Source organism: Echinicola jeungdonensis, from assembly GCF_030409905.1.
GTDB lineage: Bacteria > Bacteroidota > Bacteroidia > Cytophagales > Cyclobacteriaceae > Echinicola > Echinicola jeungdonensis.
Genome location: NZ_JAUFQT010000001.1, coordinates 2605794 through 2628580, shown reverse-complemented (window position 1 = coordinate 2628580; position 22787 = coordinate 2605794). Strand labels below are relative to the sequence as shown.

General features: G+C 39.1%; 20 protein-coding genes. 7 read left to right on the top strand and 13 right to left on the bottom strand.

Going from position 1 to position 22787, the window contains the following annotated elements:
- Positions 1–120: 120 nt before the first annotated feature.
- The 4 genes from QWY93_RS10860 to hutH are packed head-to-tail and all read right to left on the bottom strand — an operon-like array spanning position 121 to position 5591.
- Positions 121–1119 (bottom strand): formimidoylglutamase, encoded by a 999-nt coding sequence (locus QWY93_RS10860; protein ID WP_290248267.1) that lies wholly within the window; start codon positions 1117–1119, stop codon positions 121–123.
- Between the two features lie 15 nt (positions 1120–1134).
- Positions 1135–2370 (bottom strand): imidazolonepropionase, encoded by a 1236-nt coding sequence (hutI, locus tag QWY93_RS10855; protein ID WP_290248266.1) that lies wholly within the window; start codon positions 2368–2370, stop codon positions 1135–1137.
- Positions 2370–4049, bottom strand: coding sequence for a urocanate hydratase (gene hutU, locus QWY93_RS10850; RefSeq protein ID WP_290248265.1), 1680 nt, complete (start codon positions 4047–4049; stop codon positions 2370–2372). Before hutU ends, hutI begins: the two co-directional genes overlap by 1 nt.
- 12 nt (positions 4050–4061) lie before the next feature.
- Positions 4062–5591 (bottom strand): histidine ammonia-lyase, encoded by a 1530-nt coding sequence (gene hutH / locus QWY93_RS10845; protein WP_290248264.1) that lies wholly within the window; start codon positions 5589–5591, stop codon positions 4062–4064.
- Positions 5592–5696: 105 nt separating this feature from the next.
- Here hutH and QWY93_RS10840 point away from each other — a divergent pair, with 105 nt between their 5' ends.
- Entirely contained in the window at positions 5697–6017 is a 321-nt protein-coding gene (locus QWY93_RS10840) for a LysR substrate-binding domain-containing protein (RefSeq protein WP_290248263.1), read from the top strand.
- A 148-nt stretch (positions 6018–6165) separates the two neighbouring features.
- Here QWY93_RS10840 and QWY93_RS10835 read toward each other — a convergent pair whose 3' ends face one another.
- Positions 6166–6927, bottom strand: coding sequence for a DeoR/GlpR family DNA-binding transcription regulator (locus QWY93_RS10835; protein ID WP_290248262.1), 762 nt, complete (start codon positions 6925–6927; stop codon positions 6166–6168).
- A gap of 219 nt (positions 6928–7146) precedes the next feature.
- Here QWY93_RS10835 and QWY93_RS10830 point away from each other — a divergent pair, with 219 nt between their 5' ends.
- From QWY93_RS10830 to modA, 6 genes are all read left to right on the top strand, one after another.
- A complete protein-coding gene (locus QWY93_RS10830) occupies positions 7147–7830 on the top strand; it encodes a protein-L-isoaspartate(D-aspartate) O-methyltransferase (RefSeq protein WP_290248261.1) in 684 nt (227 codons plus the stop codon).
- A gap of 268 nt (positions 7831–8098) precedes the next feature.
- Entirely contained in the window at positions 8099–10492 is a 2394-nt protein-coding gene (locus QWY93_RS10825; RefSeq protein WP_290248260.1) for a hypothetical protein, read from the top strand.
- A gap of 752 nt (positions 10493–11244) precedes the next feature.
- Positions 11245–12147: a VOC family protein gene (locus tag QWY93_RS10820; protein ID WP_290248259.1), complete on the top strand. Its 903-nt coding sequence runs from the start codon at positions 11245–11247 to the stop codon at positions 12145–12147.
- Positions 12148–12516: 369 nt separating this feature from the next.
- A complete protein-coding gene (locus QWY93_RS10815) occupies positions 12517–13989 on the top strand; it encodes a Gfo/Idh/MocA family protein (RefSeq protein WP_290248258.1) in 1473 nt (490 codons plus the stop codon).
- A gap of 600 nt (positions 13990–14589) precedes the next feature.
- Positions 14590–15330 carry a DUF2490 domain-containing protein gene (locus tag QWY93_RS10810; RefSeq protein WP_290248257.1) on the top strand — a complete coding sequence of 247 codons (741 nt, stop codon included), beginning with the start codon at positions 14590–14592 and terminating at the stop codon, positions 15328–15330.
- 58 nt (positions 15331–15388) lie between these two features.
- Positions 15389–16099: a molybdate ABC transporter substrate-binding protein gene (gene modA, locus QWY93_RS10805; protein WP_290248256.1), complete on the top strand. Its 711-nt coding sequence runs from the start codon at positions 15389–15391 to the stop codon at positions 16097–16099.
- Positions 16100–16496: 397 nt separating this feature from the next.
- On the opposite strand, the gene QWY93_RS10800 is transcribed toward modA, so the two are convergent.
- From QWY93_RS10800 to QWY93_RS10765, 8 genes are read right to left on the bottom strand one after another with little or no spacing between them, the layout of a single operon-like run.
- Positions 16497–17039, bottom strand: coding sequence for a 4'-phosphopantetheinyl transferase family protein (locus tag QWY93_RS10800; protein ID WP_290248255.1), 543 nt, complete (start codon positions 17037–17039; stop codon positions 16497–16499).
- Positions 17039–17290, bottom strand: a complete 252-nt coding sequence (locus QWY93_RS10795; protein WP_290248254.1) for an acyl carrier protein — start codon at positions 17288–17290, stop codon at positions 17039–17041. Before QWY93_RS10795 ends, QWY93_RS10800 begins: the two co-directional genes overlap by 1 nt.
- A gap of 17 nt (positions 17291–17307) precedes the next feature.
- Positions 17308–18582, bottom strand: coding sequence for a beta-ketoacyl-[acyl-carrier-protein] synthase family protein (locus tag QWY93_RS10790; protein ID WP_290248253.1), 1275 nt, complete (start codon positions 18580–18582; stop codon positions 17308–17310).
- A complete protein-coding gene (locus tag QWY93_RS10785; protein WP_290248252.1) occupies positions 18579–19016 on the bottom strand; it encodes a 3-hydroxyacyl-ACP dehydratase FabZ family protein in 438 nt (145 codons plus the stop codon). The genes QWY93_RS10790 and QWY93_RS10785 overlap by 4 nt, the downstream gene beginning before the upstream one ends.
- Positions 19017–19811 (bottom strand): SDR family oxidoreductase, encoded by a 795-nt coding sequence (locus QWY93_RS10780; protein ID WP_290248251.1) that lies wholly within the window; start codon positions 19809–19811, stop codon positions 19017–19019. It lies immediately after the preceding gene.
- Position 19812: 1 nt separating this feature from the next.
- Entirely contained in the window at positions 19813–20865 is a 1053-nt protein-coding gene (locus QWY93_RS10775; RefSeq protein WP_290248250.1) for a type III polyketide synthase, read from the bottom strand.
- Positions 20866–21576, bottom strand: a complete 711-nt coding sequence (locus QWY93_RS10770; protein WP_290248248.1) for a methyltransferase domain-containing protein — start codon at positions 21574–21576, stop codon at positions 20866–20868.
- A complete protein-coding gene (locus QWY93_RS10765) occupies positions 21576–22706 on the bottom strand; it encodes an NAD(P)/FAD-dependent oxidoreductase (RefSeq protein WP_290248247.1) in 1131 nt (376 codons plus the stop codon). Before QWY93_RS10765 ends, QWY93_RS10770 begins: the two co-directional genes overlap by 1 nt.
- Between the last annotated feature and the right edge of the window lie 81 nt (positions 22707–22787).

The following is a 22787-nucleotide window of genomic DNA, read 5'->3' as shown; positions in this document are numbered from 1 at the left end:
AAAATAATCCAATTAAAAATAAAACACTGTAAAACTTAATTATTAAAGGGTTGTATTTTTTTCTTTAAAAGGTAATTAACATTTCCTCCTTGCAAAGGACGCGGAATACCATAATCGAATTCATACTACTTTCCTTGCCTTAATAAAATCACTGACCAGAAAAGCCACTATATGAGCAGTGTTTTGGTCCATAAGGCCATTTTCCAGCTCCACTGCCCCCTCACAAATATGGAGGTAAGCCGTATCCAAATGGGAAGCCATATGATGAACATATTGACGAGCCTGGGAAATTGAAAACCCTGTAGGGCTCATGGCACTGCATAACACATTTTCTATGGCATCCAAATCCAATTCAATACCCGTTGGCCTATCAGCTAGGAAAGCCTGAATCCTTTCCAGGGCTTCTTGAAAAGTTAATTTTTTCCTTAACTCAATATCTTCCCAGAAAATGGGCGCCATATCAGGATGATGAATCAGATCATTAAGCATTTCCTGCCCATTATAATTTTCACTCAACCCCAACATAACATATCGATGGAGACATCCCTCTTCATAGGCATACCGGAAACCATTGCCGCTATGCCTGCCATCCATTTTCCGAAAATCTGCATGAGCATCAAAATTCACCACATTAATGGCTGGATCTTTTTCATTTTGCACTTTAGCCCTAAACTCTGCCATTCCCTTGATCAGGGGGTAACAATTGTTATGGCCTCCACCGATAACTATGGGAAATTTCCCATGAGCTAGGACTTTTCTGATTACTTTTTGGACGGCCTTATCAATTTTTTTTACTGCCTTTTGGTATTTTTCGACAGGTGCCTCATGGTCAGGGGTAAGGGATTCAAAATCAAAATATCCCAGCAGGGAAACCTCATCCCCAGTCAGCTTTTCTGTACTCTGGATGTTTAAAAATGAAAATAAAAAGCTGGACCAAAGACTTTCGGTTCCTCCAATCCCTCCATTGGCCTTTACACCAAGGGATTCCGGAATTCCGATCAGAACATAGGGAGTATCCCCCCAACCTACCGACATCTTTTCACCAAGTTTAATTTCATTAGGCCTGTGCCTGATGATATGTGGCAAATCATCTTCAGAGTATGTTTTAAAAAAATCCATAGCCAAATCTTTTATTTAATATAATAACTTTCCACCAATCATGACCTGGTCAACCATATTATTCCCAAATGCATAGGGAAGAAAAGCCAAAGAGGGCATAGGTTTGGTGATCACCAAATTGGCTTTTTTACCCTTGGCAATGTTCCCCACCTCAGCTTCCAACTCCATCGCAAATGCAGCATTATTTGTCACAGCATTGATGGCCTCTTCCGGGGTCATCAACATCTGGATGCAGGATAAGGCAATCAAAAACGGGATATTGCCACTTGGGGACGAACCGGGATTATAGTCCGTGGCTAAAACAAGCCCCAATCCCTTATCGATCATTGTTCTAGCTGGGGGGTAATCCATTTGAAGAAAAAATGCCGCTGTAGGCAATAAAACAGGAATAACTTTGCTATTTCTCAAGGCTTTTATTTCCTTCTCCCCTATACACTCCAAATGATCAACCGACAATAAATTATTTTTAACACCCAACTGGACACCTCCGGAATTGGAAAGCTGGTTTGCATGTAACTTTCCCTTGAGCCCATAATAATGGGCAGCATCTAAAATTTGCTGAATTTCATCTGGGCTAAAAAAACCTTCTTCACAAAATGCGTCTACATAATGCGCCAGCTTTTCTTCGGCAATTTTTGGAATCATTCCCTGGCAAATTAGGTCTAAATATCCCTGGTGATCATATTGATATTCCTGTGGAAAGGCATGGGCACCAAGAAAAGTAACCCTCATGGGCATTTTTGATTTTTTCTTCAATTTTTTGATTACCCTGAGCATTTTCAACTCCCCTTCAACAGTCAGCCCATAGCCACTCTTAATTTCTATAGCCCCTGTACCCATTTTCCGTACTTCCTCCAAACGGATCCATGATTCCTCAAAAATTGCCTCCTCAGATGCCTCTTCAATCCGCCTTGCAGAATTTAGAATCCCACCTCCCCTATCGGCTATTTCCCGGTAACTTAACCCTTTGATTTTATCCACAAACTCCCCTTCTCTACTTCCTACATAAACCAAATGGGTATGGCAGTCACACCAAGCAGGCAATACAAACTGCCCCCTTAAATCCAAAACCTCCTTCTCCTTCCATTTTTTGGGTGAAAGTTGATTCATAGGGCCATAGTCTGCAATAGTATCCTTATCAATTTCCAAATACGCATTAGAAATGGTGGGCAACTCTCCCATTTGTTCCCCTTTCAAAAAAACGGGAGTCTCTCTGATCCCACACAATTCCTTGATATTTACTAACAGCATTATTCCCTAATTTTTTGATCCAAAGAAAGACCATGCTTTCGGGCTGTCATCCGAGCTTTTTCATAACCAGCATCTGCATGCCTGATCACACCAATACCGGGGTCATTTTTCAAAACCCTATGAAGTTTTCCAGCTGCCAATTCTGAACCATCTGCTACTATGACCATCCCGGCATGGATAGAATACCCCATTCCAACTCCACCACCATGGTGCAGGGACACCCAACTTGCTCCTGATGCAGTATTCATCAAAGCATTTAAAATAGGCCAGTCAGCTACTGCATCGGATCCATCCTTCATCCCCTCCGTTTCCCGGTAAGGGGAAGCCACAGACCCTGCATCCAAATGATCTCTTCCAATAACTATGGGAGCTTTCACCTTTCCAGTACTAACCAATTCATTAAAAGCCAATCCCGCTTTTTCCCTTTCTCCCTGCCCCAACCAACAAATTCTGGCAGGTAATCCCTGAAAGGCTATTTTTTCCTGAGCCATCCGAATCCATCTGTGCAGGGATTTATTTCCAGGAAAAAGCTCCAAAATCAATTCATCGGTTTTACTGATATCTTCCGGATCACCGGATAAAGCAGCCCAACGAAATGGTCCTTTCCCTTCACAAAACAAAGGCCGGATAAAGGCGGGCACAAAACCCGGAAAATCAAAAGCTTCCTTCAGCCCTTTTTCATAAGCCCTTGCCCTTAGGTTGTTCCCATAATCAAAAGTGACCACCCCATTTCGATGAAAATCCAACATCAGCTGCACATGTTTCACCATGCTGGCATAAGCAAGTTCAATGTATTTTTCAGGATTTTCCTTCCGCATTTGATAGGCTTCCTCCACAGAAAGGTCTTGGGGGAAATATCCCATCAAGGGGTCATGTGCCGAAGTTTGGTCGGTCAAGGTGTCCGGCAAAACCTTCCTTTCCTGCAGTCTTTCCAACAAATCCACTGCATTGCAGTGCACCCCAACAGAAAGTGCTTTCCCTGATGTTTTAGCCTCCAAAGCCCTATCAATGGCCTGGTCTATTTCATCATAACTTTCATCCAGATACCTGGTTTTCAGTCTTTTTTCAATCCTCCAGGACTCCATTTCAGCCACCAGACAAACTCCACCATTCATGGTAATGGCCAAGGGCTGAGCACCCCCCATTCCTCCAAGGCCAGCAGTCACATTCAACTTCCCTTTAAGCTTAGCTCCAAAATGCTGCCTGGCCAGTTCGGCAAAAGTCTCAAAGGTTCCCTGAATAATCCCTTGGGTGCCTATATAAATCCAGGAGCCTGCGGTCATCTGGCCATACATCATCAAACCTTTTTTCTCCAATTGATCAAATGTCTCCCAATTCGCCCAACGCGGCACTAATTGGGAATTGGAAATCAAAACCCTCGGGGCATTGGGATGGGTAAGCATGATTCCCACCGGTTTGCCGGATTGAATCAGCAGACTTTCATCATTTTCCAAAACTTTTAAGGATGCAATTATTTTATCCAGTGCCTCAAGATTTCTAGCAGCCTTGCCCCTCCCCCCATACACAATAAGTTCTTCAGGGTTTTCGGCCACCTCCGGGTCCAAATTATTTAGTAACATCCTAAGGGCAGCCTCCTGCTCCCAACCCTTACAAATCCTTTGAGTTCCTAGTGGGGTTTTGTAATTGGACATCCTTGATTTTGAAGATAAAGTAGTCATGGTCAATAATTTTTAGGAGGATATTAGACTGCTCAATTCTACCTTTTGAAGGAAATCAATGGATTTTTGAATCTCTGGAGCTAATACTTTATCCTGTTTTGTAAATTCAACCTCTTTCCTAAATAAATCCACTACCTTTTCCACTACAGCAGAGCTTTTTACCGGTTTTCTAAATTCCAGGGCCTGAGCCGATGTCAAGAGTTCTATAGCCAAAATTTTTTCCAAATTTTGGAGTACTCGAAGACATTTGGTAGCCCCATTGGCTCCCATGCTGACATGGTCTTCCTGACCATTAGAGGAAACAATGGAATCTACTGATGCCGGAGTACAAAGCTGTTTATTTTCACTTACCACACTGGCAGCAGTGTATTGGGGAATCATTAATCCAGAATGCAAGCCCGGATCATCAACCAAAAACAAAGGGAGCCCTCGCTTTCCGGTCAATAACTGATAAGTCCTCCTTTCTGAAATACTCCCCATTTCGGCCATGGCAATAGCCAAAAAATCAAAACCCAAGGCCAACGGTTGTCCATGAAAATTGCCTCCTGCCAAAATCTGATCTTCCTCGGGAAAAATATTTGGGTTATCGGTTACCGAATTGATTTCTATTTCAAAGGTTTTTTGAACAAACCCTAAAGTATCTCTGGAAGCCCCATGGACTTGAGGGATGCAACGGAAAGAATAAGGGTCCTGCACCTGTTTTCCTTTAGCCTGGGTAATTTGGCTTCCCTTTAGGTACTTATTAATGGTTTTAGCAGTTGCCAATTGCCCTTCATGAGGGCGAATCTCATGAATTAATGGATGAAAAGGCTGAACATTACAATTAAAAGCCTCAAGGGAAATAGCTGCAATTAAATCCGCCCAATCAAAAAGCCGTTGGGCATGGTAAATACAATGCATCCCATAAGCCAGCATAAACTGGGTACCATTTATCAGGGATAGCCCCTCTTTAGACTGCAGTGTAATGGGTTTCCAGCCGAACTTTTTTAATACAACCTCTGTGGAATAGGTTTTTCCTTGAAAAGAAACTTCACCCAAACCGATCACGGGTAGACTCAGATGGGACAAGGGAGCTAAATCCCCGGAAGCACCTAATGAGCCCTGCGTATATACCACTGGCAGAATATCATTGTTATAAAAATCAATTAGCCTATGGAGGGTATCCAGCTGGACACCTGAATAACCTTGGGAAAGTGAATATATTTTTGTAAGCAACATCAACTTAACCAATTCCAGGGGAACCTTTTCCCCAGTGCCACAGGCATGCGACTGCAAAAGATTGAACTGAAGTTTTTGGATTTCCTCCTTATTGATACCCACCTGTTGTAAGTATCCAAATCCAGTATTGACCCCATAATAAAGGGCAGATTCATCCCGGGTGATTTTGTTGTCCAAATATTCCCGGCAACGCACTATTTTATTGGAGATTTCCTCAGAAAGTAAAACCGGCTTTCTAGATTGAATAATTTCCATCAAGTCGCTCACAGAAAGAGACTTATTTTCTATAACATGATAAGGTGCCACGGAACCAATACTTAACACAACTAACTGACTTTAAATAACATACATTCTATTTTACTAATTTCCGGATTTCATTTAATAATAAAAAATAGTATTATTTTGGATCGTAATAACTAATACTGATTAATGGAAATCCGTCAATTGGTTGACGAAGTATTTATCTTGCCCACACGGTCTGACGGGGAACTGTATTACAGGCAACAATTAAGCATTTGCGAGGATCAAGGTTTCACCCACGAAACTGTGCATGGGCATACGGTCTTAAATTCGGTAACACATGGGTTGGGGATAACTTTTCTCCCAAGTTCTTTTGCGAAATTTTCCAATGCCAGGGTGAAATTTGTTGAAATGGATAAAATCCCCAAAAAGCTGAAATTACTGCATTATGGAACCAGAGAAACCCCAATCCCAGTCTTCCAAAATTCCTATCCTTTATCAATAAACTGAATAAAACTTTATGATTTTAAAAAAATAATTAAGGAAAAACACCATTCACAATACAAATAAAACCTGAGCAACAAAAACAATCAAAAGGGGAAAAGAAAAGTTTCGTAAAAATTAAAGGACCTATTTTTTTTTGGTTTAATACCACTAATTAATCCGCAACAATCAACTCCACATCATTTCTCTCAAGCATTTTTGATTGATGATGTTCTATTTCAGCATCTGTGATTACTTTATTGATTTTATCAAAGCCTGCTATAAATGCCAAACTGGATTTATTAAACTTTGAAGAGTCAGCAACTACGATCACTTCTTGGGCCACTTCTATCATGATCTGGTTTAAATAAGCTTCTTCAATTTGTTGGGTAAAAAAACCTACATCAGCTTTCACCCCATCCACACCCAGAAATAATTTTTGACAATCCAGTTGTTTAAAATTTCTTATGGCCATTGGCCCCACCAAAGACATGGAAAAATCCCTTAAAAATCCTCCGGGAACCAACACCTCCAATTGCTCAAAACCTGCCAATTGATGAATAATATCCAGGGAATTACTAATCACCTTAAGTGCATTAAAACCTCCCAGATTTTTTGAAATCTCATAAGTGGTAGAACCTGAATCCAGGATTATGGAATCTTTCTCAGCAATTTGACTAATGGCTTTTTTCCCGATTTGACGCTTTTTTTCCAGGTTGATTTTTCTCTTATCAGAAACTGGCAGATTCAAGCTCCTTGGCTTAAATGCCCCGCCATGAGCCCGTATTAGCATTTTATTCCTTTCCAAATTAGAAAGATCATTCCTGATTGTGACCTCACTAACCCCCATAGAGCGACTGAGTTCAAAAACATTGACCTGACCCTTCTCTTCCAAAATCTCCAATATCCTGGACCTCCGTTGCGCTGTTTTTTTCATGATTGATTTCAGATTTTTTTGGGTCCTAAAGTAAAAATGCCATCCCATAAAATATACCATTTTCATTTCATTTATCAAATAAACCACCCTTCCAACTCTAACCTCTCCCTCCATTCCATCATGAACAAAACCACCTTATTTTCAATAAACTAAACCCCAAATCAGGAACATTTACCCCACTAATCTTGGTTTTGTACAAACAACACATACCAAAATATCATGGACTTCCATTGGTTATTTATACTGGTTTTCATTCTCTTTTCCCAGGAAGATCCTTTCAAGGAAGAAAGGCATGAAATGGTCAAAAATCAACTGGAAAGGCGGGGCATTGAATCCACTTCTGTCCTCAATGCCATGCGAAGTGTCAAGCGGCATTTATTTGTTCCCCCGCAATCCCAAAAACATGCCTATAAAGACAGCCCACTACCCATTGGTTACGGGCAAACCATTTCCCAACCCTATATCGTGGCCTATATGACAGAAATCATTGACCCGCAACCCGACTTCAAAGTTTTGGAGATTGGAACCGGTTCAGGGTATCAAGCAGCTGTCCTGGGTAAATTGGTGAAAGAGGTTTATACCATAGAAATAGTCGAAGAATTGGGGAATGCCGCTGCCTCCCGGCTAAAATCCACAGGCTATGATAATGTAAAAACCAAGGTGGCTGATGGTTATTTTGGCTGGGAAGAACATGCCCCATTTGATGCCATTGTGGTGACAGCCGCAGCAGAATTTATCCCCCCACCATTAATCAAACAACTCAAAAATGGAGGAAAAATGATTATACCGGTTGGCTCCCCTTTTATGACACAGATGTTGACTTTGGTAGAAAAAAAAGGAGGCAAGCCTATTACCAAAACCCTATTCCCGGTCAGGTTTGTGCCTTTCACAAGAGAAGATTAATGTTTTTTGAGATATTAGGTTACTGGACAAGCACTTGCCCATGTTTCACATCCCAAACCTCAGTTTCTTAGCTACTCAAATAATATTTGTATTTTACCTGGTACAAAGCGCTATCATACCCTTTCCCCCAATTTAGGGAATAATAGATTAATTTCGATAACTGACAAGCCGGTAGAATAATAAAGGAATTAACAGGGTCCCTGGTATTAACTCAAAAAATCCTTGTTAGAACCAATAGTTATTTAGGAACAAAAAATGGGCCGATGAAATGAAAGAAGACAAGGTTGGTTTTATGCTTCTTTTTTCTCTGGGTTTACTTTCTGCAGCCATTATAGCCTTTCAGTTAGTATTAATGCAACTGCTTTCCATTACCCAATGGTACCATTTTGCCTTTATGATTATTTCAGTTGCCCTGTTGGGCTTTGGAGCAGCAGGAACCATTTTGGCTTTGTTCCGGAAAAAACTTCTTCAAAAAAAAGAAAAATATACACCCATTTTGATGCTGCTTTGCGGGCTTTTCATGGCAATAGTCCCAGCATTGTCCCAATTATCTTTTTTTCGCTTTGACTCCTATCTCCTGTTTGCCCAACAAAGCCATTTTGGAAGGCTAATTGGCACCTACCTGCTTTTTTTCTTTCCTTTTTTATTTGGTGCCCTGGCCATCGGCATCATTTTTACAATTGAAGTCAAACACATTGGCAAGATATATTTTGCCAACCTACTTGGTTCTGGGCTGGGAGGGTTAAGTGTTCTTTTATTGATGCCATATTTTGCACCAGAAAAAATCCCGGCATTGATAGCTATTTTTCCGGTAATCGCAGGATTTCTTACAGTAAAAAAGCAAAAAAAATGGCCCCTGTTTATAGGCAGCCTTTCTTTGGCAGGCACAATCATTTTCTTTTTTTATCCTCCAACCTTACACCTATCTGAATACAAAAGCCTTCAAAAGACTTTAAGTTTGCCTGAAACCAAGGTAGAAGAAACTAAATATAGCCCTCAAGGCCTGGTCCAGGTGGTTTCTTCTCCTGCATTAAGATTTGGCCCTGGCTTGAGCCTTAAAGCACCATTTGCCCCTAAAATTGGAAAGGCAATTTTCATCAACGGTGATTGGTATGGCCCCTATGTGGATTTTGGAAATGAGGAATTTGCCTCCGTGTTGCAGCACACCACAATGGCCCTCCCCTACGTGATGGGGGAAAGAAAAAAGATCTTGATCCTCAATGCCAGAACGGGGTTTCAGGTCCCCCAGGCCATACAAAATGGAGCTAGTGAAATTCATTTGGTGGAGCCCAACCACCTTATCATAGATAAGTTGGAGGAACAATTACCCTTGGCAACTTCCCACATCCAGTTAAAAAATGTCAATGCCCGTAACTATATCACCAGCACCAATCTGCAATATCAATTAATACAAATCCCAATGATTGGAGCATTTGGAGGAACAAGTGGACTGCATGCTACCCAGGAGCAGTTCTTGCTGACTTTGGAGGGTTTTCAGGAAATGTATGAACACCTTAGTGATAACGGGGTAATTAGCATTAGTTGTTGGTTGGATTACCCACCCAGAAATGCATTAAAATCCCTGGCCCTTATTAGTCAGATGCTGGAGGACAACGGTATTAGCAAGCTGAGCTCCCATATTGCAGCCATAAGGAGCTGGGGAACAGTCACCTTTGCGGTGACTAAAAAACCTCTGGATCAAAAAACAATTCAAAAAATCAGGGATTTTTGTGATCAAAAATTATTTGACCCTCTTGTATTACCAGGCATAAGGGAAGAAGAAAGAACTCGGTTCAACCAACTCCAGGATAGTACTATTCTTCATCATGTGGACCAACTACTATCTGATAACAAAAATCAACTACTTAAGGATTACTCATTCGACATCAAGCCTCCCACGGACAACTCCCCTTATTTCTCCCAATTTCTTCAATGGAAAAGCCTGGGGCATTTGGCTGATCTTTTTGGGGGAAGGTCTATACCTTTTTTTGAAATAGGCTTCCTTTTGGTAATTGTCACTTTAGCTCAAATCTGCATTCTTTCCCTTTTATTGATCATTCTCCCCTTGTTCCAATTGAAAACAAGAAAAGGCCAAAGACTTTGGTCATTTTTTTATTTCAGTGGAATTGGATTGGGCTATATGTTTTTGGAAATGGTTTTGATACAAAGACTCACTTTGTATTTCGGAGACCCTATTTATGCAGCTTCCACTTCCATTTCGGCTATTTTAATATTTTCCGGAATTGGCAGTTATTTGGCCGAAAAATGGAATTTTAGTCGAAAAATATTATTGGTTAGTATTGCTATAATTTTGCTATTGATTTTGGCTTACACTTTTTGGCTTTCACAGGTGCTGTTAATTACCATTTCTCTGAACCCTGCATTAAAAATAATTTTTGCAGCTTTTCTGATAGCTCCTTTGGCCATATTTATGGGATTTCCATTTCCCTCAGGCCTTTCCTTTCTTGGCAAAACCAACCCCAGTCTTATCCCTTGGGCTTGGGGCATCAACAGCTGCTTTTCTGTAATCAGTACTGCTCTGGCTACTTTGGTGGCCATTGAATGGGGTTTTCGATGGGTAATGTTGGTTGCAGGGGTAGGTTATTTAGTAACTTGGACGGCAAGTTATTTTTGGGAAAATGGTAGAAAAAAAGAAAAATAAAGTTAATAGGGAAATATTCGGTTAAAATCCTCTTAAAAAGCAAAAAGCTATGAAATAAAATTTCATAGCTTTAGTCAATTAACAATAAACCCAAAATAACCTGCTGTAGGAGAAGGATTCGAACCTTCAAAGGGTAGTTAGGCAAAATACGAGCTCAATATTTGCTTTATCCCTGGTTCCCCACCCCTGAGACAGAGGGGCATGTTTACCAATTTCATCACCCTACAGTATTTAAAGCCTTTTAGCGCTTTTGCTTTGCTTTACACTATCAAAGGTAATACAACCAAGATTGCTTTCAAATTATTTTAACATAATTTCACATTTATTACATATTAATTAATGATATCGATTTAATTTTAACATTTATTAAATACACCCTTACTTTTACAACCTTTGCATTACATTTACCACAAACCACAAAAACCACTTATTTAAATAAATGATAAACTTCCTACTATTTTTTTTACCAAACTTTTTCCTGCCCCCTATAATCAACAAAATCCAAAAAATGGTATTTGTATTTAACCTAAAGCCCCAACTTCTTTAGCTAAGGAAATGAATTCCCTTTAAATTTTATTAATTTCACAAACAACTAATCAACAAACAGTTAAAAGGAACCAAGTTAAAATTCGAGATAAATGGCCATCTTAATTGTTTTCCCTGATGTTCCTGTTTATGGGCCATCAACGGAAATCCTTGAAATAATACTTGAATCAACCTTAAAATTTCGTGGACTTTTAATATCAAACACGATGCAAAAAATAACTCCTTGTTTATGGTTTGATGAAAATGCTGCTGAAGCCGTAAATTTCTATATTTCAGCATTAAAAAATTCAAAAAAAGGAAAGGCGGCCTATTATGACAATGCCTCCTATGAAGCTTCTGAAAAACAAAAGGGAAATTTTTTAACCCAGGAATTCACATTGGAAGGCCATAATTTCCTGGCCTTAAATGCAGGCCCCCAATTTAAGTTCAATCCCTCAATATCCTTTTTTGTGAATTGTTCCTCCACCGCTGAAGTGGATGAGCTTTGGCAAAAGCTGAAAGAAAATGGGTCTATTCTTATGCCCTTAGGTCAGTACCCCTTTAGCAAGAGATATGGATGGTTACAAGATCAATTCGGGCTTTCATGGCAAATTATGGAAGTTGGGGAAGAAAAAGCTACCCAAAAAATCATTCCCAACCTTTTATTTGTAGGGGATCAATATGGAAAGGCCGAAGAAGCAATGGAATTTTATACTGGAATATTTGAAGATTCAAATATTGGTCATATCTACCGATACGAAAAAGAGGAAGCTCCCGACCAAGAAGGAAAAATCAAATATGCCGACTTCCACCTCGCTAATCAGGAATTTATTGCCATGGAAAGTGCGCTTTCCCATCAATTCTCCTTTAATGAAGCCGTTTCTTTTATAGTGAACTGCCAAACTCAAAAAGAAATAGATTTTTATTGGAATAAGCTTTCTGCATTTCCGGACTCAGAACAATGCGGATGGCTAAAAGACAAGTTTGGGGTTTCCTGGCAAGTAGTACCCACGGTTTTACCTGAATTGCTAAATGATCCTGACAAAGAAAAAGCTGAAAAAGCCATGCAGGCCATGATGCAAATGAAGAAACTGGAAATTAAAAAATTAAAAGAGGCCTTCAATTCTTAAATTCCGGCCAAAATAACTTTTCAATTTCCTAAGAGGACTATTATTGGTAAACTCCTACTTAATAAAAAAGGTCAATCAACCACTTTAAATCGTTATCAGTAATTCAATTAAAGGTAATTCTTAGAGGGTTAATATTATAGGGACAAATTTCTATTTTGGCGATTTTGATTTCAGTTTTCCCTTTAAAACCTCGAAAGGTATCCCTGCCTTCTGGCTGTAAAAGTTTATTTGTTTTTTATTTTTCCTTTAGTAAATTATTAAATCGATTAAGCAAAAATTTAATCAAGCAATTAACTTAATTGAAAGGGATTTAGATTTTAATTAGAAAGTCAAGGCCTATTTATTAAAAACCCAAAAAAATCTTTTCTTATGAACAATGGACAAAAAGGCCAGCCAGGCAATTCCCGTAGGGATTTCTTAAAAAAAGGAGCCATTGCCTCCTCTATTTTATTTGTCCCCAGGCATGTTTTAGGCGGAGTGGGATTTACTGCTCCCAGTGACCAATTGAATATTGCAGCCATTGGAGCAGGAGGCAAAGGTTTAAGTGACATCAGAAATGCTGCTGTCAATGGCCGTGAAAGGGTGGTCGCCCTTTGTGATGTGGATTTTTCGGGTTCCGCCTCCCAAGCTATAAAGGATTTTCCTAAAGCCAAGCTTTACCACGATTACCGGGAAATGTTAGAAAAGGAAAAGGACATCGACGCGGTTACCATTTCCACCCCAGACCATGTCCATGGGCCGGCTGCTGCTTTTGCTATGGAAAGGGGCAAACACGTCTATGTCCAAAAGCCACTTACTCACAATATCCGGGAAGCAAGAATTTTAACTGAAATGGCCCGAAAAAACAAAATAGTAAGCCAAATGGGCAATCAGGGAGCTTCCAACCCCTTACTCAGTTTGGTGCAAAATTGGATTGACTCGGATAAACTGGGGGAAATTTCAAAAGTCCAGGTCTGGACTAACCGGCCTGTTTGGCCTCAAGGCTACGCAATGCCTGAACCTGACCCAAACAAAAAACCAAATGACTTATACTGGAACCTTTGGCTGGGGCCAGCATCATACAGGCCTTACACACCCAACTTGCATCCCTTCAACTGGAGAGGTTGGTGGGAATATGGAACAGGAGCATTAGGAGATGTAGGCTGCCACCTGATTGATATTCCATTCCGGACTTTGGGACTGAAATATCCCAAAGATGCAGAATGCAGCGTGGGCACCGTTTTCACCAAAATGTGGACCCCTGACTACCACCCGGAAAGCTGTCCTCCCTCTTCTTTTATCACCCTTCATTTTGATGCGACAGAAAAAAGCAAGTCTCCTATTGAGATGACCTGGAGCGATGGCGGCATCAAGCCCAGCCATCCCGAAATCATCCCACCCGAGCATGACATCGGTGGACATCAAAGCAGCAATGGGGTACTGATCCATGGGGAAAAAGGCATCATCTCCACCAATATCAATGATAGCTCTCCCCTAATGCCCAAACTTTATCTCAAGGATGGAACCACCGAATTTGGCCCCCAAACCGAAGATGGTGAAGAACCTGAATATGGCCACCAGCGTAAATGGGTGGATGCCTGCAAAGCGGGATTTAACAGCCAAGAACACCTGGCCCTAACTTCTTCATTTGATTATGCAGGCCCCATGACCGAAACAGTCCTGATGGGAAATTTGGCCATCAGAAGTTATATGTTAAGGCGGGAAAATGCCAATGGGCAATTTGAATATTATGGCAGAAAAAAAATGCTTTGGGATGGAGATAATATGAAAATCACCAATCTGGAAGCCGCCAATCAATTTGTTGGACGGAAATATCGGGAAGGCTGGGAAGTATCAAAATGAGAGTCTATGTTTTCCAATGTTTTTTTGCACTCTTTCAAGGGAACCTTGAGAGAAGTAGACAATATCTTTCTGTACCCTTTCCATTCGACAAATAAACTATTTATACTGGAGAACCATCCTTTTCAAACTCACACTCAACAACTTAAACAAAAAACCTTACTTTATTTTTTACTATGTATTTATAACTGCATTTCATTAAGTTTGTAATTAAATAACGGATCCAAATGAAATGCACTATTGCAAACAGTTTTTGAATAGAAACTGAGAAAGGACTCTTTCTGGGATTTGGTCATATAGAACTATTGAAAAAATAAATGAACTTGGTTCCATCAATAAACTGGACCAATCCATGGACATGGCTAATAGGCAGGTTTGGTGTTTGGTAAATGCCATTAATGAAAAAGCTGAAAAGCCTTTGGTAGAAAAAAGGACAGGGGCAAAGATAGTGGCGGCACGGATGTTTCCGAAGATAAAAAAAGTGTTTCGCATCCTCATTCGCATCCTCAATAATCTTGAAATTGATTTCGAGAAATGCTTAACTTTTGATTTATTCCCTCCCTGATTCATTAAAAATCATAGCGGAAATATTAACCTCACACCATGAAACCATTACTTATTTTCCTATTTACACTGGTGTTTTTTTCAAGTATAAAAGAAAGTCTTGCCCAGAGAAAAGAAGTCAGCACAGGGAACCAACAATGGTTTCAGTATTATAACCAAATAAAGTTGGATGAAAAATGGGCATTGTTAACGGATGGAGGTTTAAGGACGAGGAACAACTTTGATGAATTTTCACAATACCTCATCAGGACAGGTATTGGGTTTAACCCATCTTCCATACTTAGTTTTTTGGTGGGCTTTGCCCACCTTGGCTTTTATAACAATGGCAGTAGGACCAGGTCTGAATTGCGTCCCTATCAGGAGCTGGTTATAAATAACAAACTCGCTCCTATTAGCTTATCCCACAGGTACAGGGTCGAGGAACGTTTTTTCAGGAATACCTCACAAGACAACTCTAAGTCTAACAGTTTCAATTTCCGATTCCGTTATAGAATCATGGCCAGTATTCCGCTTTGGGAATCCACAGAGCATGACGGAAAAAGTCTTTCCTTCAATGTTGGAGATGAAATCTTAATTAATGCAGGAAAGGATGTTGTGTATAATGTTTTTAACCAAAACCGTATTCTAATAGGTCCGGCATTTCAATTAAACAAAACCCTGGATTTCTCCCTGACCTATACCCACCAATTCTCAGCAAGCAATGCCCCACGAGAATATCAAAACAGCCATATATTTTGGCTGGGGATAAAGCATAAAATGGATTTTACATCTAAGAAATAATTTATAGCGCCAAATGAAATCAACCTTTTTCACATTTATTTTACTTCTCCCAATTTGTTTGTCGTGCCAGCAAAAACCCACCGAAAAAATCACTATTGCCACAGCAGCCAATATGCAATTTGCCATGAAGGCTTTGACAGAGGCATTTAAAGAATACCATCAAATAGATTGTGAACTAATTATTAGCTCTTCAGGGAAATTGACAGCCCAAATCAAAGAGGGCGCCCCATACGATGTTTTTGTGGGAGCAAATATGAAATATCCCGAGGCCATTTTTCAAAGTGGTCTGGCAGCCCATTCACCCAGAATTTATGCAAAAGGGAAATTGGTTCTTTGGACCATGGATGAGGAGATCGAAGTCTCTTTGGACATCCTGTCTTTTCCTGAAATTGACCATATTGCCCTGGCCAACCCCAAAACAGCACCCTATGGAATTGCTGCAATGGACGTATTGAACCACTATCAACTTATTGATCAGGTAAAGGAGAAATTGGTATATGGAGAAAGCATTGCGCAAACCAACCAGTTCATCACTTCTAAAGCAGCAAAAATTGGCTTTACGGCTATGTCTGTGGTTTTATCGCCGGAAATGAAAGGTAAAGGCAAATGGCTGGAGATCGATCCCAGCACTTACCGGTCAATTGATCAGGGTGTGGTTTTGCTAAAAAAAGAAGGCAAGGATATTAAGGATGCCCAGCTGTTTTATGATTTTCTTTTTTCATCAGAAGCCCACAAAATTTTAAATGATTATGGTTATTTGGTGGAATAAAGGAAAAAAAATTAAAAATGAGGAATGTCGAATTAATTTTTTTCAGTCGAAATCCCATGCACTCTTGCTGCATTTATTGGTATTTCAAAGTTTACCGGCTTGATAATAAAATCGTCAAATTCAATTCTTTTCAATCCTTATCGCATAAAATCTACGCAATCTGGACCATCCTAGGCCAATTATTGAGGTCTGTAATAGGCACTTTCCAGCTTCTAGGTAATCCAGTTATTCTGGATCAAAAAATAAATACATAATATCTACTTTTCTATTAATTTATGTTTATTACCATTCTCCTTGTTTTTTTTATTACTAACCGAATTACAGACCGTTTTCAGGAATCTGTCTTTGTAGATTTTTAAAATTAACCATAAAATATTAAACCGAATCAATTCAACAATTAATCTATTACAAAGGCACCATAACTTCCGTGATGGGTCAAGCTTACATTGAACTGTTCTTTTCCATTACTCAATGTAGGAATTTCTATTTCGTTCTTTTTTAGCTGGTAAGCGCTACCAACATAATTTAGTAGTCTTGTTTTTAGTTCTTCACTCTGCTCCTTTTGACAAGTAGTTTTAAATTTTACGATTTCAGAGCTCAACTTTTGTTTATTCAATCTTGCTTCAGAGATTATATAGTTTGAGGTCTCCATTGTTTCCACAAAACATTGGAAATCTCCGAATCTTGCGGTTTCGGAATTATTCTCAATAGTACATTCAAATCCCATGGGATTATAAAAACGGCTTGGATATATTTGAGTGTATAGTTTGTAAGAGGCTTCTTTTATGCTCCATAATCGCCATACCATGCGAAATGGGTTTATGGCATCCTTGATATACCTCTGTTCCAATTCCGTAAATATTTTGTTTAAGAATCTCTCCCGTTGCCAATTTGAAGCATGCTGCGCTTCATTAAGATCAACAATGTCATTACCGACCATTAGTAGTTAAGTTTTGAAGTAACAATGCTTATGGCGGATTTTACGTTTAGCATTTGCTCCATATCCTCATTCTCCAATCGAATATCAAATTCGTCCTCAATATCTAAAATGACATCCACAAGATTTGCTGAGTTTATCTTGAGGTCGTTCACAAAATCCGTGTCTTCGGATAAGTTTTTGAAAGCTTCCTCATCTTGAACATAGGGTTCAATTATAGGTTTTAATTTGGCAATTAATTGTTCCTTATTCATGTTTTTTGAAAAGTAAGTTACGGTATAAACCGCTTAAATAAAACACAAGCATTCACATCACCAAAACCAAAACTGGCTTTAGCAATAACTTGAAGATTACAAACTATTGATTGCGTTGGTACTCTGGAAACATCTATTAATTCTTTTATGTTATCGTGCAGATCCTCGCAATTTATATTTGGTGCTATAAATTGCTCTTTCAGTTGAACGATACTGGCAACACATTCTATAGATCCCGCAGCGGCCAAACAATGACCAACCAATGATTTGGTAGAATTGATAAGGGGGAAATCCTGATGTTTTCTTCCTAATGCCTTGGTCCAATTTTCAATTTCTATAGCGTCCTTGGAAGTAGCCGTAAGATGTCCATTGATGGCATCTATTTTACTTGAGCTTACATCTGCATTCTTTAAGGCATTTCTTATACACCGTTGTACGGCCTCCGGATTTGGCGCAGTTAACGTACCTCCTTGGCGTTGGCCTCCAGAATTAACATCACCTCCCAAAACCTCAGCATAAATGTTTGCACCGCGTTCCAATGCAGATTCCAAAGATTCCAAAACCAAAGCTCCTGCGCCACTTCCAGGAACGAAACCTGATGCTGAGGCACTCATTGGTCGCGAACCTTTTTCTGGATTATCATTGTATCTGTATGTCATAACATGCATGGCATCAAAGCCTCCCCAAACATATGGTCCGTAATCGCTACAACTACCCACTAGCATACGTTTGGCCTTTCCGCTCTTAATCCGATCATATCCCATTAAAACGGATTCAGTGCCCGTTGTACATGCCGAGGAATTTGTGGTGACCTGATTGCCCAACCCAAGCATACCATTTAAATAAGCACTAATACCACTTGCCATGGTCTGTAAAACAACCGTGCTGCCCAAACGCCTTACATTCCCATCATCGAGCTTGTAAATTGCTTCCCTGAATTTTTCGACACCTGATGTTCCCGTTCCAAAAATGAGTCCCGTATCATAATCTAGTTTGCTATTTGGGTTCACCTGAAATCCTGCATCTTTCCAAGCATCTATACCTGCAATAAAACCATATAATATTCCAGAGCTATTAAATCCCCTTAATTGTAAATCTGTAAAATATTTTGATTGTAATTCATCGGTAATGTTTGGAACACCACCTATTTGGCAAGAAAAGTTAAGGTCTTTTAATTGTTGATGAAATGTGATTCCCGAGGTTCCATTTTTTAGCGCTTCCGTGAATTGGGAAATACCGACACCGTTTGGTGCTATGACTCCTAGTCCTGTTATGACAACGCGATGACTCATACTTTCAACATTCCTGAAATTACTCCTCTTGCTACTAGCTCTCCGTCTTCGGTGAGCATTTTTACTTTACATTTTAATTTATTGAATCGAAACACTTCTTTCTCTGAATGCACATTGACTTTTTGGCCAGGAAAAACCGGCAAATAAAAATCCATTTGATACGAGGTTAAGGCTATTTGTGGTTTTTGAACCTTCTTTAATTCAGCTTTCATTAGGTAAATGCCTAAACAAACCAAACCAATCTGCGCCATGCATTCAGTAAGTATAACACCTGGGGTAACAGGTTTATTTTTAAAATGCCCTTGATAGAAAAACTCATCATCTCTAAACGTATAGTGCCCCGTTATATTTTTTTCAGAAACGGCAACAATGTCATCCACAAATAAAAATGGACCTTGATATGGTAATAACGCTATGATTTCCGATGCTTTCATTTAAATCAAATGTTCTCCTCCATCAACCGGAATTACTGTTCCTGTTATCCATGCGGCTTCGTCCTTTGTTAGTAAATAGACAACGTTAGCCACGTCCTCTGGGGTGGTTAAGCGTTTATTTGGGTTCCGTTTTAATGTATATTTAATAATCTGTTCACTACCAGGAATCATTCGTAACGACGCCGTGTCCGTTACACCTGATTGAATACAGTTGGCCTTGATTCCATATGGTGCAAACTCGTGTGCAATATTTCTGGTAATCGCTTCCAGGGTTACCTTGGCTGCTGAAATGGCCGCATAGCTCCGCCAAGCTTTAGAATTACCTTCGCTTGTAAAACTTACTATCCGGGCATCCTCTGCAAACAATTTTGCCTCAAAAATTGATTTGGTCCAGTCATATAAACTAATTCCCATGGCCTGTATGGTCAATGTGAAATCATCATGATTCAGTTCAGTTTTTTCATCTGAGACCATTGGCTTTAGGTTGCCCTTTGCGACGCTATGAACCATCGTTCGTATTTTTTGATCATCACCTAACATTGATTTCAATTCCTGTATAATGGCCTCTCTTTTCTGATGTTTAAAAGCGTCACTATTAAACGCCTTGAATTGTATTCCTTCTTGCGCTACAATTTTAAATTCCTTTAAAATAGCTTCTTCTTGTATTCTAGAATTGCGATGTACAATACAAATATTCATTCCATGTTTAGCCAATTTTTTTGCTGTCGCCAAACCTAGACCACTGCTGCCACCAAGTACCAAAGCCCAATAATTTTTATCTTTGAATTCTTTCATGTTACCATTCTAATAGTATTCTCTGAGCAGAAAAACCTGGCCCAAAACTTAGCATAATTCCTTTGTCTCCTTTAGGTAATTTTCTATCCATAAATCGTTCTAAAACATATAGCACTGTGGCACTGCTCATATTGCCATATAGTCTTAAAACTTCTTTTGTGTCGTCTATATTCTTGCCTAAAGCACCGAATAGATCTTCAACCGTTTTGACAATTTTTTTGCCTCCAGGATGGAACACTAAATGATGAATATCTTCAATTATTAAGCCATTATTCTCTAAAAAAGGATGAATAATATTTGGAAAGTGATCTTCAATAATCTGTGGAACTGTTTGGTCCAAAACCATCTGCAAACCCGTATTCCTTAATTTAAATCCCATCATATGTTCTGCATCATAGAAGTGATACATGGATTCGTCCTTGATTTCTGGACCAACCTCATCTTCGCGAGACGATAAAATAACACTAGCGCAACCGTCGCCAAATATAGCGGCACTTACAATATTGGTCATTGAATAATCATCGTGTTGAAAGGTTGCCGTTGGTGACTCAACTGCTATTACAACTGCCCGCTTGTTAGGATTGGCTTTTAAAAAATTCTTTGCATATAAAATCCCTGAAATTCCAGCTGCACACCCCATTTCAGTTACTGGCAAACGAACAATATCCTGTTTCAACTTTAAACGATTGATTAAATAAGCATCTAAAGAGGGGATTATTATACCTGTGCAACTCACGGTGATAATATAGTCCAAGTCTTTTGGCGCCAAATTGGCTTTATCTAAAGCTTTCAGCAAGCTTTTTTCTGCCAGTTTTATGGATTCTCGGGTGTAAATGTCATTTTTTTCTTCAAATGAAGTTTTTAAAAACACCTCATCAGCATCCATTATGGAATAACGCTTATCAACCGCTGCGTTCTCGAAAATCTTGAGGACCTTACGCTTAAAACGTTCTTCTTGCCCTTCTAGCCAAAGTTCTACATAAGGTAAAATATCTTTGGTTTTTCTAGTATATTTTGGAAGTTGCTTTGCAACCGATATTATTCTTACTGCCATTTAGGGTTTAATTAGCCATTGGTAGCGGAATGCCCATTTCCAACAAATTTGTGATCTAAGGTTCAGTTGCTTTGAAATGTTTTCCAATTCTTCGCGCTTAAATGCCCTTAAAATAGAGGTTAATCCATCTTGTACAATCATATGGTTAAAAATCGCCAGGCCCAATAATTTAAATAATGCATAAGCCATTCTATTGCGATGCAAATCGTTTATAACAACACCTAGCTTCGCCTTTGAGCCTATCATTTTTAATAGTGTGTTAATTTCATCTTGATTTAAATGATGTAAAAACAAGGTTGAAAGCACTATATCATAATTTAAGGTTTGAAATTCCTCGGAAAAAACATCCAGCTTTTTAAATGACAGTTCATCATAATCTTCAGATAATTCCACGGCAAAGTCAATAGCGTCTTGGTTCGCATCAATACCAATTAGGTTAAACGAATACTTATGTTTTCTACCATAATCTGCAATCAATCTTAATATATCGCCATGTCCACAACCTAAATCTACAATAGTATAAGTCTTATCTTTGGGTTGATTTTTGAGCAATTGGCGCAGGCCCTCCAAGGTCACATGATTTCCACCAAGCCATTTATTTATTTTACCCAGCTTATCCAGCGTATCTCGTAGTAATTCACCCTTCATGGAAAAATCATCCATAAGCTCTGTGGCATTGCTTCTGTATTTGGTTTCTACAAATAAGTTCATTAAACTTTCATGGGCTTTCCGTGTGTCATTCTAATAATTAACGGCATCAAAAAAGGTACGCTCCTTAAAACTACCAGTAATTTTGGTGCCAACCAATCTTGTCTGAATAGATAGGCAATGCCATGACCGACTTTTAATCTCAAGCTGAAAGTTTTGCTCCAAACTTTAGTATACTTTCGCTCTAATTCTCCTCGTGTATGTATTTTATTTTGAAGATAGCCAATAATAAGAACTGATGCCAATTGTGCACTTCTTATGGCCATAGCCATACCGTTTCCACATAGGGGATGAATCATTCCTGCTGAATCACCACACATTATCATATGATTTTCAATTGGGTTTTTGGTCGCAAAGGAAATTTGACTGATTGTCAATGGCTTATCGAATTCAGCATTTGAATTCTGAAACATCTCCTTTATAGCAAGGTTTTTAAAGATAACATCATTTTGAAAGTCATCAATGTCCTTATAGCGTTTAAATGCTTTATAGTCCGTGATATAACATAAATTAATACGGTCGTTCTCAACTTTGGATACACCACAATAACCACCTTTGAAATTGTGAAGTGCCACCTTATTTTCAGGAAAATCACCTAACACATGAACTTTTACCCCCAAGTATGGTGATTTTTTGGTGATAAACGAACGCTGAAGCTTAGTATCTAAATTAGATCGTTTTCCAAAAGCACCAATTGTAATTTTGGAAGCAAAGCTTTGACTTGATTTTGTTTGAATGTGAAAAAAATCATTTTCAAATACCACATCGACCACAGTATCCTTTACTACTGAAACCCCTTGCTTTAATGCCAATTTATATAGCTGAAAATCCATTTCGTAGCGGCTCATTCCGAATCCACCAAGCGGTAATTCAGCGTTGATGGTTTTGTTATTGTGTGTAGTAAGTTCAAAATTTGTGATGCGTTTTGCCCCAAATTCAAAAGGGTTGAACCCTAAATATTCTAAATAGGGCAAAACTTCATTTGATACATATTCGCCACAGACCTTGTGTTTGGGAAAACTATTTTTTTCAATGAGAAGCACCTTGAAATTATTTTGCGCCAGATGAATGGCGGTAGTTAATCCGGCTAATCCGCCACCGATAATTATCACATCAAATTGTTGGCTTGTCATTTATATTTCTTGATAATAAACCACACCAATATTAAGTATTATGTATTTGTGGTTTTTAACGTGTAAATACTCATCTTCTAA